The following is a 14805-nucleotide window of genomic DNA, read 5'->3' as shown; positions in this document are numbered from 1 at the left end:
TAATTGCGAAGATTTGAAATTAAACATTCACTGTGTAGGCGTAGAATTCAATGCGCTGGTTTATTATTTGGTCAATTTGTCTTTATATGGGGTTTAATTCGCTCTCAAAAATAGTTCTGTCCAAAATGACAAAAGCTGACATACGTATATTCCGGCTGTTTTGCTTCAAGCTGCTTTAAATCAATTTAAATTAAATGTGATCAATCAAAACTTCTGATGTGATTAATCAGATAAAAAAATAATATAAATCAATGGTTAAATTTTAAGTAAATATTGATACATTTCATTGTAATAAAACGATAACAATTAATTGTGAACGCATCGTTCAGGGAAAATTACGCATTTTTACACCTCTTTGTTGAATTGTGACTTGACCGAAATGCCGTACACATTGCAAGATAGGGCACCTAAAAAAATTTAAGTGAAGAGTTACACTAACTTTTCTCAACATTTACATTTGCTAAAACAGCCGAGGATTACATGAAGGCTCTTGTTGCTGTAAAACGTGTGGTTGATGCCAACGTTAAAGTTCGTGTTAAACCGGACAACAGTGGTGTTGACTTAACTAACGTTAAAATGTCAATTAATCCATTCTGTGAAATCGCAGTGGAAGAAGCGGTTCGTTTAAAAGAAAAAGGAACTGTTTCAGAAATCATTGTTGTTTCTATTGGTCCTAAAGAAGCCCAAGAACAGATCCGTTCTGCAATGGCGCTTGGTGCTGACCGCGGTATTCTGGTTGAAGCTGATGACAGCCAACTGGGTGCGCTGGAAATCGCTAAAATTCTGAAAGGCGTTGTTGACGCTGAACAACCACAATTGATCCTTCTAGGTAAGCAAGCAATTGATGATGACTCGAATCAGGTTGGTCAGATGCTTGGCGCTCTAATGGGTGCAGGTCAAGGTACCTTCGCTTCTGAAGTAAAAGTAGATGGCGATAAAGTACAAGTAACACGTGAAGTAGACGGCGGTTTACAAACTGTTGAACTGACACTTCCAGCAATCATTACAACTGACTTGCGTTTGAACGAGCCACGTTATGCGGCACTTCCAAACATTATGAAAGCGCGTAAAAAACCGCTTGATACCAAGTCACCTGCAGATTTCGGTGTAAACCCTGCAACTAAACTGAAAACAGTGAAAGTTGAATCACCTGCAGAGCGTAAAGCTGGCGTACAAGTGAAGTCTGTAGATGAACTTGTAGAAAAATTGAAAAACGAAGCGAAAGTGATCTAATACAGAAGGATAAAAATCATGAGTATTTTAGTTATCGCTGAGCACGACAACAAAGCATTAAACGCTGCTACTTTAAACGTTGTTGCTGCAGCGCAAAAAATCGGTGGTGATATCACTGTATTGGTTGCTGGTTCTGGCGCTCAGGTAGTTGCTGACCAAGCGGCTAAAGTTGCGGGCGTAAGCAAAGTATTGCTTGCTGATGACGCTGCTTATGCAAACCAATTGGCTGAAAACGTGGCTAAACTTGTTGCTGAATTAGGTAAAGGCTATACACATATCCTTGCTGCTTCTACAACAACTGGTAAAAATATTTTACCACGTGCAGCTGCGCTTCTTGACGTAAGCATGATCACTGACATCATTGCGGTAGATGGTCCTAAGACTTTCAAACGTCCGATCTATGCAGGTAACGCAATTGCAACTGTAGAATCAGGCGAAAACATCGTATTGGCGACTGTTCGTGGTACAGCATTTGATGCTGTAGCTGCTGAGGGCGGTTCTGCTGCTGTTGAAGCTGCTGCGTCTACGGGTGATGCGGGTATTTCTAAGTTTATCAACGAAGAAATCGTAAAATCTGAACGTCCTGAACTGACAGCTGCGCGTATTGTGGTTTCTGGTGGTCGTGGTGTAGGTTCTGGTGAGAACTATCACAAGATCCTTGATCCATTGGCTGACAAGCTTGGTGCTGCTCAAGGTGCATCACGTGCTGCGGTAGATGCTGGCTTCGTACCAAACGATATGCAAGTGGGTCAAACTGGTAAAATCGTTGCACCTGACCTGTACATCGCTGTAGGTATCTCTGGTGCGATTCAGCATTTGGCTGGTATGAAAGAATCTAAAGTGATCGTTGCGATCAACAAAGATGAAGAAGCGCCAATCAATGCAGTCGCTGACTACTGGTTAGTCGGTGACCTGAACACTGTAATTCCAGAATTGGTTTCTAAAATCTAATTTCTGAATCGGGTTCAAAATACGCTCTTGTGCAAGCAGTGAAAGCAATGCTTTACTGTTTTGTCCAAGGGCGTTTTTTTTATGCAAAAATTTTAAAAATACTCTACAGTCGAAACTAGAGTATTTCATTTGCATGAAAAGTGATAAAATCCCGGTTTGCTTTTTCTCCTGTTTTTAATCATGTCCTTTTCCAAAGCCGCCCATATCCTGTTTATTAGTTTTTTGCTGATTGCGCTTTATCTGGGTATTTGTATTCATACTGCCCTGAATGCACCAGCTTCGGTAACTCAGTATTTATTTAGTGAATCAGGCGCTTTTGAAGTCATGAGTCCATGGTTATGGTACTTGCTGGCAGTGCTGTGTTTGCTTAATGTTGAAATCAAACCTAATACCCGAGTGTTTACGGCTATAGCAGCGACATTGTTGGGATTACGGGAAATGGATTTCCATAAGCAGGTGTTTGAAATGAGTTTTATCAAAACTAATTTCTATCGCAGTGCTGAAATTCCGCTCATGGATAAGCTGCTCGGATTTATTTTATTGCTCGGCATTATTTTTGTCTTTCTGGTACTGGCGAAAAAGCTGGTTCAAACCATACGAAGCATGAAGAATTCTTTGAATATTGCACATTTTTTTATCTTTCTCACCATTGCCTGTGGCGGACTGAGCAAAGTGCTCGATCGCACGACTTCAACCCTGAAAGAAGAATTCGGCATCCAGTTGGTGCCACATACTCAAATCATGATTATGACCATTGAGGAAGGGGTAGAAATGTTATTGCCAGTTTTATTGATTGTGGCCGTGCTGAGCTATCGTAAAGTACTGAACCAGGCACAATAAAAATATAGAAAAAACGATGAAGATGCGCCAGTTGATTGGCGCATTTTGTTTTTGTACTCCTGTATTTCTCAAAATTTTGGGTATTGAAAAATCCTGTCTGGATGCGCTGATTTTCGGTTTTGAAATAACAAGAAAATGATCACTAAAATGAAGATAATTAACAAGGTTAAGCTGAATATTTCGACACAAAAATACAAGTGTTTATGCTATAATTTAGGGCTGTATTTTAGTTTTTAACTCAGTCGTTTGAGTTAATGATTTTGCTAGTTTTACGACATATAAATACAAGCCAAAATTGGCTTGTAGAATAAGGAGTATGCATGAGCGTATCGGAAATTAGACCGATTGCCATTGAGGATGAACTTAAAAGCTCATATCTCGATTATGCGATGAGCGTGATTGTGTCACGTGCATTGCCCGATGTACGAGATGGTTTAAAACCTGTTCATCGTCGTGTGCTTTTCGCAATGCACGAATTAGGCAATGACTATAACAAAGCTTATAAAAAGTCTGCACGTGTAGTCGGTGACGTGATTGGTAAATATCACCCGCATGGTGATTCTGCCGTATACGAAACCATTGTACGTATGGCGCAAGATTTCAGCTTGCGTTACCAATTGGTTGATGGTCAAGGTAACTTCGGTTCGGTCGATGGCGATAGTGCAGCAGCCATGCGTTATACCGAAGTACGTATGCGTAAACTGACCCACGAACTGTTAGCGGATCTTGAAAAAGATACCGTCGAGTGGGAAGACAACTACGATGGCTCTGAGCGTATTCCTCAAGTCATGCCAACCCGTGTACCGAACTTATTGATTAATGGTGTTACCGGTATTGCAGTTGGTATGGCGACCAATATGGCGCCGCATAACATGACTGAAGTTGTGAATGCGTGTCTGGCCTATGCCAATGATCCTCAAATCAGCATTGAAGGATTGATGGAACATATTTCTGGTCCGGATTTCCCGACAGGCGGCATCATTTACGGTAAATCAGGTATCGTCGATGCATACCGTACCGGTAAGGGCCGTTTGCATATCCGTGGTAAATACCATTTCGAAGAAGATCCGAAGAATGGCCGCACCACGATTGTCTTCACTGAAATTCCATATCAGGTTAATAAAGCAAAAACCATTGAGCGTATTGCTGAACTGGTTAAAGAGAAAAAACTGGAAGGTATTTCAGAGCTTCGTGACGAGTCTGACAAAGACGGTATGCGTATCGCGATTGACCTGAAGCGCGGTGAAAACGCTGAAGTGATCGTGAACAACCTGTTCCAGAACACGCAACTTGAAAACTCTTTCAGCATCAACATGGTTTGTCTGGACAATGGCCAACCAAAATTGATGAACCTGAAAGACATCATTGCCGCGTTTATCCGTCACCGTCAGGAAGTGGTCACGCGTCGTACTATGTTCGAATTACGCAAAGCGCGTGAACGTGGTCATATCTTGGAAGGTTTAACCGTTGCCCTGGCGAATATTGATGCCATCATCGAAACCATCAAGAGTTCTGCGAATCCGGCTGAAGCGCGTGAGCGTTTGCAGGCAGGTGAGTGGGCTGGTGGCGGTGTTTTGGCCTTGCTGGAAAAAGCCGGTTCAGTTTCTGTACGCCCAGATGAGATTGAAGGTGAAGACCCAAGTCGCCCGTTTGGTTTGGATGGCGAGATTTATCGTCTGTCACCAACCCAGGTGAATGCAATTATGGAACTTCGCTTGCATCGTTTAACTGGTCTGGAACAAGACAAGTTACATGCTGAATATAGTGAAATCCTGTCACAAATTGCTGAACTGACTGCAATTTTGAATGACTTTAATCTGTTGATGAATGTCATTCGTGAAGAGCTGGCCTTGATTCTTCAGCAGTATGGCGATGCGCGTAAAACGTCGATTGTCGAGTCACGTATCGATTTCTCTCGTGAAGATCTGATTCCTGAAGAGCAAATGGTTCTGACGGTATCGAAATCAGGTTATGCGAAAACTCAACCATTGTCTGATTACGCTGCACAGCGTCGTGGTGGCCGTGGTAAGTCTGCGACCAGCATGAAAGAAGATGATTACATTCAACATCTGATTGTGACGTCAAGTCATGCGACGGTACTTTGCTTTACCAACGTTGGTAAGGTCTACCGTCTGAAAGTCTATGAAGTGCCGCAAGCCTCACGTGGTGCCAAAGGTCGCCCAATGGTGAACTTGCTGCCACTGGATGAAAACGAGACCATTACCGCAATCTTGCCTGTGATTGATGCGCCGAAGAAATTCAAAGAACGTCTGGCTGACTTCAAGGCATTTGTAAAAGCCAATGCAGCGCAGTTGCAAAGCAATGAAGTGATCAATGCTCATTTTGCCGAGCTTGAAGCAGCGCTGACAGAATCTGAAGATGGTGCAGATGATATTTCTGATGCATTGCGTATTCAATTGAAACAGTTGGGCTTGGAGCTTTCTGCAACAGATCTTGATGATGACATCATCAATGACTTTGCTCAGCAGGCTGAAGCGGTACGTAAAAACTTCTATGTGTTTATGGCGACTGAATACGGTACGATTAAACGTGTAGAGCTTGAACAGTTCTCGAATGTTCGTTCAAACGGTTTACGTGCGATTGAGCTGAATGGCGATGATACCCTCATCGGTGTAGCGATTACTGACGGTGAACAGCAAATCATGTTGTTCTCGAATGAAGGTAAAGCCATTCGCTTCGCAGAGACGGATGTACGTTCAATGGGGCGTTCTGCCAAAGGTGTACGCGGTATGCGCGTGACCATTGGTGCAGCTGCACAGCTAGAAGAAAATGACGAAACTGAGATCGAGTCTGATGACGAAGATGGTTCAGATTCAGCATTGATTAGCCGAATCGTATCACTGGTGGTTGTACCTGAAACTGGCGAAGTACTGTGTGCATCTGAAAATGGTTATGGTAAACGTACTCCAGTAGACGACTTCCCGACCAAGAAACGTGGCGGTAAGGGCGTGATTGCGATCAAGACCTCTGAACGTAATGGTCAATTGGTGGGCGCTGTTGCCATTGATGCGTCTAAAGAACTGATGCTGATTTCAGATGGCGGTACGCTGGTTCGTACCCGTGCATCTGAAGTGGCGCAAACTGGTCGTAACGCACAGGGTGTTCGTCTGATCCGCTTAGGTAATGAGGAATTGCTGGTCGGTGTGGTTTCAATCGAAGCTGTTGAAGAAGATGAGTTTGTTGAAGCGATTGAAAGCGAAGACGCTTTAGTGGCAGAAACAGATTCAGCAGCTGAAACTGAGCAAGTTGAAAAAGATGGTGAAAATTCAGTAGAAGAATAAGTTTTTTACTGATAAAAAGGGCGCTTCGGCGTCCTTTTTTATAAACCTTGACCGCATAAGGGTAAGCGATGAAAACCAAATTAATGTTGTTAGCAGCAGCGGTTGCATTGAGTGGCTGTAATTCAATGGACAATATTCCGAATCCGAGTCCTGAACAGGAAAAGGCGGCACAGCTAGCCTATGAGGATTTGCGTGACGGGAAATATGAGGAATTTCTGGATCAGTTAGAACCGCAGTTGCAAACCCAGTTTAAGGATAATGAAAAGCTGATGAAACGCTTTTCACGTTCAATTCCTCAAGGTGAATACAAGTCTAAGACTTTAATGACCAAAGAGATTGAAGAAGCAACCAATCAGCCTGGACAATATAAGGTTAGCTATGAAATTGCCTATCCGGAGAATCTGGTTCAGTATGATGTGAGTTTTGACAAGCCGAATGGTAGCAACAAGATTCGTAATTTCAATATTCAGGTCTTTGGCGAGTCGAATAAATAAGTGGAATAGGAGCATTGCTATAATGTTCTATCTGCTTTGATGACCAGAAATTAAACGTCGATAAGCCAAGAAAAAGCACATGCTGCCGATCATTCCAAGATAGAGCAGTTTAGGTAAGACCAGTGTTGTAGGCACACCCATTTGATTGAGTTGAATAAACATCTGCACAATTTGGGTAGAGGGCAGGATTTCGCCAACGACTTGCATCCAGATGGGCATGGCAGCATGTGGCCAGGCCGCACCAGATAAAAAGAACAGTGGAATGGAGGTGAATACAATCACATGACCCGCACGTTCTGGCAGATCCAGAAAACTGGCAAATAGGCAGGTCATGCCAATTATCGTGTAGATAAAAACCGGAACAGCCAGTAGCATCCCGAACAGGTTGCCACCGCGCGGATAATCAAATAGCCAGAAGCTAAAGCCGAATAAATAGAAACATCCCAGACAGCCAATGGTGAAGACCGCTAAACACATTCCAATCAACGCATTTGTATTTAATTCTACTTTTCTTTCCCGATATACTAAAATCAGCATACTCAAACCCAAAAGAATGGTTTGGTGGATAATTAAGGGTGCAACCGCAGGAAAGACATAACTGCCATAGCCGGACAGCGGATTAAATAAAGGAATTTGATGCACTGAAATAGCAGGTGAAAAATCCGAGATCTCGCCAAAGCGTTCAACATAATCTGCCAAAGTTTGCTCAACTGATGTGGCTAAGCCCAGACCAATTTGTTTGGTCACTAAAAAGTTGGCTGTACTTACATACAGTCCAATGCCACCTGTTTCACCATGCCTTAAGCTTTGCGATAAATTCTCCGGCAGCAGTAAAATGCCATCAGCTTTTTGAGATTCCACCCATTGTTTGGCCTCGGAAAAATTGCCGGTAATTGCCTGAATTTCCACATTGGGGCTTTGTGCCACCTGACCAATAATACGGGTGCTTAAGTTACTTTGTTCTTCATCGACAATAATAATAGGTAAGGCTTCAGCCTGCTGCGCCTGATAAGCGGTTGGATAAAAAAAGCTGTAAAACAAGACGGATAGAATCAGCGTGGTAAAGATCGTGCCGTGACTGACGATATCTTTGAAGCTTTGTAGATAGTAAAACCAAAGGGATTTCATGGTGTTGCTCCTTTGGCGATTTTTTTAAGAAACAGATAAGCCAGCAGAGCGTAGACTAGGGCATAGATCAGCAGCATTAATCCAGCTTGCAGTGAAATATGCAATGGACTACCAATCACCCATTGTTCAGTTTGTAATTTGGCATAGGGCGTGAACGGAATAATATTGGACCAAAACTGGGTGAATAGGGGCGCATTATTTAAAGGTAAAGTCACACCGGCAAAACTTAAAGATGAACCGCCATAGACCGCAATGATGCCAAAAGATTTACTTAAATCTTTGGTCGCCAGAACCACTGCACTGCTTAAAAATGCATAGGCGCTATATAGCAGAAATTGTGCCGATAGAATCAGAGCGAGCGAGCCGGCAACAAACCAGCCGCGAATTTCAATCAGCCAGAACATCCAGGCCCAAGTCCACACACTAAAAATAGCCACATAGACCAGGTTCTTAGACAGTAATGCCATCCAGATGGATGAGTTGCTAATCCAGCTTATTAAGGTCTGTCGCTTCAGTTCCTGACCGACGGAAAATGCCACACAACAACACAGCAGTAAATGCAGAATTGCCGGGATGACATAGGGTTCCAGATAGAATTCATAATTCAGCTGCGGATTATACAGCGGCGATATTTTGATATGCGGTGACGGTGCTTCGAGAGAAGGCAGCCGGTTGCCCAGATATTGCTGTCCGCTAAATTCAGCCAGTGCTTGCAGGGTACTGACCAGCATGGCAGAGGAAATGGTATTTCCGATACTGAAATAACTCTGGTTAAAGGCAATACTGATGTCAGCATCCTGGGCACGAACCAGACGTTGCTCGGCACCGCTTGGAATATGGATATAACCCCAAATTTTATTTTGATTTAACAGGCGCTCAATTTCAGCTGTTTGTTCCGACACCGTAGCAATTTTAAGAGTATGATTCAGCGCCACATGCTGATAAATGCTTTGACTCAGCGCACTCTGGTCTTGATCAATAATCGCAATCGGTAAATGATCCGGTTTCCCTTGAGCAAACATGCTGCTGAATAAAATAATCACCAGTGCAGGTGCGAGCGTGACCAGACACAGATCCCATTTTTCGCGGAGCAGATAGCGCAGTTCGCGCCATATACCCGTCCACATTATCGGGTCTCTTTCAGTTTAAATAACACGCTCATCCCAACTTTCAGTTCAGGAATCGCTGGTGTGGGCACAAGATGCAGCTTAAAACTTCGCACATCATAACCGCCGGTTTGGCGTGTGGTCTTAATGGTGGCAAATTCACCTTCAGCACTGATCTGCTTGATTTTAAAAGTGGCGGTTTTATCTAGGGCGGGAATATAACCTTCAATACTGCTCATTTTCTGAAATGGGGCATATTGATCTTCACGAATATTCAGGCTCACCCACATTTGATCTTCAATCAGACTGACTACAGGGACTGCGGTGGCTACCAGCTCTGAGACTTTGCCATAGGTTTTAGACACCGTTCCGTTTACAGGTGCAACTAATTGGGTTTCTGCTTCTAAAGCATTGGCTTCATCTAGCGCAGCCTGAGCAATATCTACCTGTGCATCGGCAGAACTCTTTTGCTGCGAGGTGCTGCCACGTTTGGCACGTGCATATTGCTGATACGCCGCTTCTGTCATTTGCGCCGCTGATTGACTGGCTGCATACAATTCATCACGGCGCTGGCGTGAAATCACACCTTCCTTAAATAAATTTGCACCACGCTCATAAGAAACTTTGGCTAAATTTTGCTGTGCTTTCAGCGATTGCCAGTTGGCATACAGGCTAGCGATATTTTCTTCCTGCGAGCCACGTTCAGCAGTCGATTGTAAAGCCAATGCAGATTGTAAAGCCGCTACGGCTTGCTGTTTTTTGGCCTGAATTTCCGGGCTGTTTAAGCGCACCAGCACATCGCCTTTTTTGACCCGCTGACCTTCTTCTACATAGATTTCTTCAATACGGCTTGGCACTTTGGTCGCCACCTGAACCGTTTCAGCTTCTACACGACCCTGCAATTCCAGCGGAGCCGGTTGGTAGCTTTTCCATAATCCAAATGCGATGACTGCCAGCAGAACTGGAATCAGGGCGAGCAATAAATATTTTTTCTTTTTAGCGATTTCAGGAGCTTGTTCATGCTCGGTCGAAGTCGTCGCGTTGTTTTCTATTTCAGTTTTTGTTTCTACCTGTTGCGCATGCGATTTTTCTGTATCGCTGGATGAAGCCGCTTCATTCACAGGATCATTGGGTTTTTGATCTTCGTTCATGTTCGGCTCCATTAGCGAATATAGTGGGTGTTGGTATGTTGGATGTAGTTCGGAAATTCTGCAATCGAGCCATGGCTTTGTAATAGGGTGGCCAGTGACATCACATATTTGTAGGCATTCAAGGCAGTTTCAGCTCGTAATCCGCTCAGCATATTTTGTGCATCGATGACCTGTGTGGCGGTGCCCATATCTTCTTTAAAAGACAATTCTTGGATGCGTAAATTTTCCTGTGCGGCTTTCAAGTTTTGTGCCAGAAGCGCATCACTTTGCTGTGCACTTAGTGCTTCGCTATAAGATTTATAAATCAGATTTTCAATTTCCTGCTGGGTGCGTGCAGTAAGCAGTTCTGTAGCAGAGCGTTTGAGTTCGGCAGCCTGAATATTTTTATTTTTATCAATTCCGGAAAATAAGTTATAACGGGCAGCCACCCCGACAATCCAGTTTTCATTTTGATCCAGACTATATTCACCAAAAGCAAAAACATTCGGTTTTTTTGCCGCTTGCTGGGCTTTGACATTGGCTTGAGCCAATTGGGTATCCAGCTGCATTTTTTGAATCAGCGCAGAGTTCTGACTAAAGGTTTTCAGCAGATGATTTAAGGCCTGTGGCTCGGTTTTATTGACAAATAAAGGCGTTGAAAGCTCAGTGATGCTACTTTCTTGAAGCAGATTATTCAGATGGAAAAGGGCAGCATTCAAATTGGCTTGCGTGTTTTGCTGGCTGCGTTCGGCATTATTACGTGCCACTTCAAACTGCATGCGCTGGCCTTTACTGATAAAACCTTGCTGTTCTATCTTTAAGGCATTGCGATAATGCTGTTGCATGGCATTCAGGTTAAATAGTGCTGCTGCATGCAGTTGCTTTTGGAGTTGTACATTAAAATAACTTTGAATCAGTTCAAAACGCTGCGTGTCTTGCTGCTGTTTGTTGCTGAGCTGACTACGACCGACCTGAATATTGGCGATTTCTTTGGCGCTGCTTGTCAGTCCACCGGTATAAAGCGGCATCATAACTGAAACCGTTGGGCGAATCACCTGATCATCCAGCACGACATTCGCACTATCAGGAATTAAGCCCACCCCATTTTGAATAGGTTGTCTTAGACTATTTTTTAGCGGGTCAGCCAGATCACCTAAGTTCAGTTCATCAATTCTATTATTTACACCATCCGTTAAGGATTGCTCTAAATTATTTTTTAATGCACCCAAAGGCAGATCGAGTTCATTATGAAAGGCATACGCACGAACATTCAGGTCGACTCGTGGCAGACCTATACCTTTCACTGCTTCAGCTTCAAGTTTTGAGGCCTGCTCCAGACTTTGATAGGCTTGGCTGCTATAAGAGTTTTGCAACAACTGACGTTCAGCGTCCTGAAAGCTGATGCTCTGTGCATGAGCAAAGCTGCCATACATCATCGATGCAAGCAGATTTAAACCCCAGACAAGCTGTCTTTTATTTTTCTTTAAGTTCATAAAGTCGCTAAACTGATTTAAAGCCGGTAATGTTATCCGGCTAGTATAAATCAAAGGTATGCAGATAGAACTAGTGTAAAGTTATAGTATTGTTTCTTTTACATCTGTATTTCAAATACTTATTGGCTATTTTTGATGGAATATCTAAAATTAAAAAATAGCTTAATTTTGAATATTTTCAATTGTTAGTGCAAAGATGATAAAAACAGCAGGCTAAAATACTGGTCAATTTATCTTGTGAATCTACATTGATTTTTTGACTCTATCTTGACTCATAGATTGAAATAATTTTGTGCAAGACCCTGCCAGATATGGTTAAATGCCATCATTTGATTGTGTTTCACTCTGAAAGGAAAAATCATGCGCGCGTACAACTTCTGTGCTGGTCCTGCTGCATTACCGACTGCCGTACTTGAAAAAGCTCAAGCTGAAATGCTCGACTGGCATGGCAAAGGTCTTTCGATCATGGAAATGAGCCACCGTAGTGCCGACTATGTTGCCATGGCTGAAAAAGCGGAAGCAGACTTGCGCAAACTCATGAATATTCCTGAGAACTACAAAGTATTGTTCTTGCAGGGTGGGGCATCACTACAATTCTCGGCAATTCCATTGAACTTGCTTGGCAAAAACAACAAAGCAGACTATATCGATACCGGCATCTGGTCTGAAAAAGCCTTGAAAGAAGCGCAACGTTATGGCGATATCAATGTTGTAAAAGCAGGTATCCAAATTGATGGCAAATATGCGATCAGTGCACAAAGCGAATGGAATCTTTCTGATGATGCAGCTTATGTGCATTATGCGGATAATGAAACTATTGGCGGTCTGCAATTTTCTTCAATTCCTGAAACAGACAAGCCATTAGTGTGCGACTATTCATCTAGTATTTTATCTGCACCATTAGACGTTTCTAAATTTGGTTTGATCTATGCCGGTGCGCAAAAGAATATCGGGCCTGCTGGCTTAACGCTGGTGATCATTCGTGAAGATTTACTCGATCAAGCCAAACCAGAAATTCCAAGCATCTTGAAATATTCAGATCAAGCGAAAAATGGCTCAATGGTCAACACACCATCCACTTATGCATGGTACTTATCTGGTCTGGTATTCGAGTGGTTACTGGAAAATGGCGGCGTAGATGCCATGCACAAAGTGAACCTTGAGAAAGCCAACCTGCTTTATGGTTATATCGATCAAAGCGATTTTTATGCGAATCCAATCGCAAAAGCAAACCGTTCGATCATGAACGTACCATTTACCTTGGCCAATGCAGATCTTGAGAAACAGTTCCTGAAAGAAGCCGAAGCGCAGCATTTATTGAATCTTGCTGGTCACCGTTCGGTTGGCGGTATGCGCGCAAGTATTTATAATGCCGTGCCTTTAGAGGGTGTGCAGGCATTGGTGAACTTTATGGATGACTTTGCCAAACGCAATGGTTAATTCCTGAAACGAAAAAACCCAGCACAGGCTGGGTTTTTTTATGAATGCAATAATTTTAGAAAATAAAAGTATGCAGGATGAATCCGCAGATCAGCATCCCCAACATGAAAAAAAGGCAGGACATCATATCAATATTATAGCGGGAGCTAAGATGATGCTCGACCTGTTGTAATGTTTCTTCTTGCACGATTTTCATAGATATTTATTGTCCGATCTATTTATCGTTAATACTAATTTATTGTGAGTATTTTTATCATAAAAAATTGATTAAATAAAGTACATTTTTGATTAAAGAGCATAAATTTTCATTTTATTTAAATATTAGATTTGCACGACAACAGATTATTTATATGAGAAATCAAACGCTTATTTTTACAAGATTTTTAAGGTTATTTTAAATATTTAAAATGAAGTTATTTGAATTTAAAAATGTGGATAACTCGGTTTTTAATGAATTTAAATAGATTATTAAGCCAGAAAATATGTATAAAAAATAATCAAAAATTAAAATGACAAATAAGAATATAGATGGATTAAAAGAAGATACCCATCAAAATGAATATCTTCTTTATATGTTTGAACTTAAGACACTTTTCTATAAATATTGGCCTGAATCCACAAGTTGCCACGAATATACTGGCCAATCTGGAAGTTTTTGAACTGGTCATTCCGCGTTGCAATCCGGATCAAGGTCGCAGGCTGGCCTTCATCATGAATGAGGGTGACATCATACAGAGTGTAGTCCTGACCCATAAACTGCATAGTCGTTTTACCGACAATATTGCCTTGAAACCAGGCTTCATCTTCCTGACCCATGGTTTCGCCGTATAAATAGGCCACCATTTTAGAAAAATCTACGGTTACAGGTTCTTTATCTTCTTCAGACTGCGGCTGCCAAGCATCAATCTGTTCCTGCAAATTGTCCGGAGCTACCCCATTATTGGCAGCCAGAATATCATTCAAGGCACGGTGGTGCTTGATCGAAGCCGGATCATCAACCACCAGATGCTCATGATCTGCGACCGCTTCAAGTTCATAGGCCCAGCCATTCAGATTCACCACATAGGACTGGTCTTTTTCATAATGCGGGTGATTGACGCTATACAGGCTATCGAAAGCGTAAATAATATTGTTAGCACCCAGATTCAAGCGCAATACAGCCTGAGTATTGGATTTACAGCTAATAATCCGGTCAATCGTGGCTTTCACCTGATAAGGACTGTCAAAGCACGGAAATGCAGTTTTTACCGCTTGAGGTTTGTTGTTTTCAACGGCAATCACTTGACTCAACTGTACCGCAGCTTTGCTCGGTCCCTGAATCAGCCAGGTCTCTGCATCCATATCACATTCTTGTGTACAAAGGCCCATCGGCATGATTGGTTCATCAAGAGCTTTGCCTAACCACTGTGGAACATCTGTGCCAGGGTTGTCGGTGAGCAAGGTCCAATGTTCGACATGACTACCGAAATTTTGATCATCAATGGTGATGATCTCTGGGCTATTCTGATTTTTCATATGCACAATTGATCTTGGATGATGTATTTATAGTTAATCGAGGGTCATTGCGATTTTTCAAGTCAATCGAATGAATTTTAAAATTAAAATGCCAGTCAAATGAAGTCAATTTTTTTCTCGCGTGAATCATGCCAGTTTTACCGGGCACATACTTTTTAAAATATTGATGACAG

At 42.5% G+C, this 14805-nt stretch carries 12 protein-coding genes; 7 read left to right on the top strand and 5 right to left on the bottom strand.

Translation table 11 applies throughout. From position 1 onward, the window contains the following. Positions 1-480: 480 nt before the first annotated feature. From AC13CK_RS12350 to AC13CK_RS12330, 5 genes are all read left to right on the top strand, one after another. Positions 481-1233, top strand: coding sequence for an electron transfer flavoprotein subunit beta/FixA family protein (locus AC13CK_RS12350; RefSeq protein WP_004731799.1), 753 nt, complete (start codon positions 481-483; stop codon positions 1231-1233). Between the two features lie 18 nt (positions 1234-1251). Further along, complete coding sequence (locus AC13CK_RS12345) at positions 1252-2184, top strand: FAD-binding protein (RefSeq protein WP_004645709.1); 933 nt, start codon at positions 1252-1254, stop codon at positions 2182-2184. A 180-nt stretch (positions 2185-2364) separates the two neighbouring features. Beyond that, on the top strand, positions 2365-3024 hold the full coding sequence (locus tag AC13CK_RS12340; protein WP_004731795.1) for a hypothetical protein: 660 nt from the start codon (positions 2365-2367) through the stop codon (positions 3022-3024). Positions 3025-3344: 320 nt separating this feature from the next. Next, the gene (gyrA, locus tag AC13CK_RS12335) at positions 3345-6326 is read left to right on the top strand and encodes a DNA gyrase subunit A (RefSeq protein ID WP_425878853.1); all 2982 of its coding nucleotides are present in this window, start codon (positions 3345-3347) and stop codon (positions 6324-6326) included. Between the two features lie 68 nt (positions 6327-6394). Further along, positions 6395-6820: a DUF3887 domain-containing protein gene (locus AC13CK_RS12330; protein ID WP_138743382.1), complete on the top strand. Its 426-nt coding sequence runs from the start codon at positions 6395-6397 to the stop codon at positions 6818-6820. Between the two features lie 27 nt (positions 6821-6847). Here the strand turns inward: AC13CK_RS12330 and AC13CK_RS12325 are convergent, their stop codons facing one another. The 4 genes from AC13CK_RS12325 to AC13CK_RS12310 are packed head-to-tail and all read right to left on the bottom strand — an operon-like array spanning position 6848 to position 11677. After that, positions 6848-7948, bottom strand: a complete 1101-nt coding sequence (locus AC13CK_RS12325; protein ID WP_425878855.1) for an ABC transporter permease — start codon at positions 7946-7948, stop codon at positions 6848-6850. After that, on the bottom strand, positions 7945-9075 hold the full coding sequence (locus AC13CK_RS12320) for an ABC transporter permease (RefSeq protein ID WP_114540842.1): 1131 nt from the start codon (positions 9073-9075) through the stop codon (positions 7945-7947). Before AC13CK_RS12320 ends, AC13CK_RS12325 begins: the two co-directional genes overlap by 4 nt. Next, a complete protein-coding gene (locus tag AC13CK_RS12315) occupies positions 9075-10205 on the bottom strand; it encodes an HlyD family secretion protein (RefSeq protein ID WP_425878858.1) in 1131 nt (376 codons plus the stop codon). The genes AC13CK_RS12320 and AC13CK_RS12315 overlap by 1 nt, the downstream gene beginning before the upstream one ends. Positions 10206-10216: 11 nt before the next feature. Continuing rightward, on the bottom strand, positions 10217-11677 hold the full coding sequence (locus AC13CK_RS12310) for a TolC family protein (protein WP_425878860.1): 1461 nt from the start codon (positions 11675-11677) through the stop codon (positions 10217-10219). 360 nt (positions 11678-12037) lie between these two features. Between AC13CK_RS12310 and serC the strand changes: the two genes are divergently transcribed. Together serC and AC13CK_RS12300 are read left to right on the top strand one after the other, a co-directional pair. Beyond that, a complete protein-coding gene (gene serC, locus AC13CK_RS12305) occupies positions 12038-13117 on the top strand; it encodes a 3-phosphoserine/phosphohydroxythreonine transaminase (protein ID WP_425878862.1) in 1080 nt (359 codons plus the stop codon). 40 nt (positions 13118-13157) lie between these two features. Further along, positions 13158-13289: a hypothetical protein gene (locus AC13CK_RS12300; RefSeq protein ID WP_257221144.1), complete on the top strand. Its 132-nt coding sequence runs from the start codon at positions 13158-13160 to the stop codon at positions 13287-13289. A gap of 410 nt (positions 13290-13699) precedes the next feature. Here AC13CK_RS12300 and AC13CK_RS12295 read toward each other — a convergent pair whose 3' ends face one another. Continuing rightward, positions 13700-14632 (bottom strand): hypothetical protein, encoded by a 933-nt coding sequence (locus AC13CK_RS12295; protein WP_243475266.1) that lies wholly within the window; start codon positions 14630-14632, stop codon positions 13700-13702. Positions 14633-14805 lie beyond the last annotated feature (173 nt).

The sequence above is a fragment of the Acinetobacter sp. L-24 genome (assembly GCF_056857555.1).
The sequence above is the reverse complement of the archived record's forward strand: the minus strand, read 5'-3'. Positions and strand labels throughout refer to the sequence as shown.

Excerpts from the sequence above, each read along its gene's own strand:
- AC13CK_RS12325 (WP_425878855.1), bottom strand. The coding sequence starts at position 7,948 with ATGAAATCCCTTTGGTTTTACTATCTACAAAGCTTCAAAGATATCGTC.
- AC13CK_RS12310 (WP_425878860.1), bottom strand. The coding sequence starts at position 11,677 with ATGAACTTAAAGAAAAATAAAAGACAGCTTGTCTGGGGTTTAAATCTG.
- AC13CK_RS12295 (WP_243475266.1), bottom strand. The coding sequence starts at position 14,632 with ATGAAAAATCAGAATAGCCCAGAGATCATCACCATTGATGATCAAAAT.
- AC13CK_RS12350 (WP_004731799.1), top strand. The coding sequence starts at position 481 with ATGAAGGCTCTTGTTGCTGTAAAACGTGTGGTTGATGCCAACGTTAAA.
- AC13CK_RS12320 (WP_114540842.1), bottom strand. The coding sequence starts at position 9,075 with ATGTGGACGGGTATATGGCGCGAACTGCGCTATCTGCTCCGCGAAAAA.
- gyrA (WP_425878853.1), top strand. The coding sequence starts at position 3,345 with ATGAGCGTATCGGAAATTAGACCGATTGCCATTGAGGATGAACTTAAA.
- serC (WP_425878862.1), top strand. The coding sequence starts at position 12,038 with ATGCGCGCGTACAACTTCTGTGCTGGTCCTGCTGCATTACCGACTGCC.
- AC13CK_RS12315 (WP_425878858.1), bottom strand. The coding sequence starts at position 10,205 with ATGAACGAAGATCAAAAACCCAATGATCCTGTGAATGAAGCGGCTTCA.
- AC13CK_RS12340 (WP_004731795.1), top strand. The coding sequence starts at position 2,365 with ATGTCCTTTTCCAAAGCCGCCCATATCCTGTTTATTAGTTTTTTGCTG.
- AC13CK_RS12345 (WP_004645709.1), top strand. The coding sequence starts at position 1,252 with ATGAGTATTTTAGTTATCGCTGAGCACGACAACAAAGCATTAAACGCT.
- AC13CK_RS12300 (WP_257221144.1), top strand. The coding sequence starts at position 13,158 with ATGAATGCAATAATTTTAGAAAATAAAAGTATGCAGGATGAATCCGCA.
- AC13CK_RS12330 (WP_138743382.1), top strand. The coding sequence starts at position 6,395 with ATGAAAACCAAATTAATGTTGTTAGCAGCAGCGGTTGCATTGAGTGGC.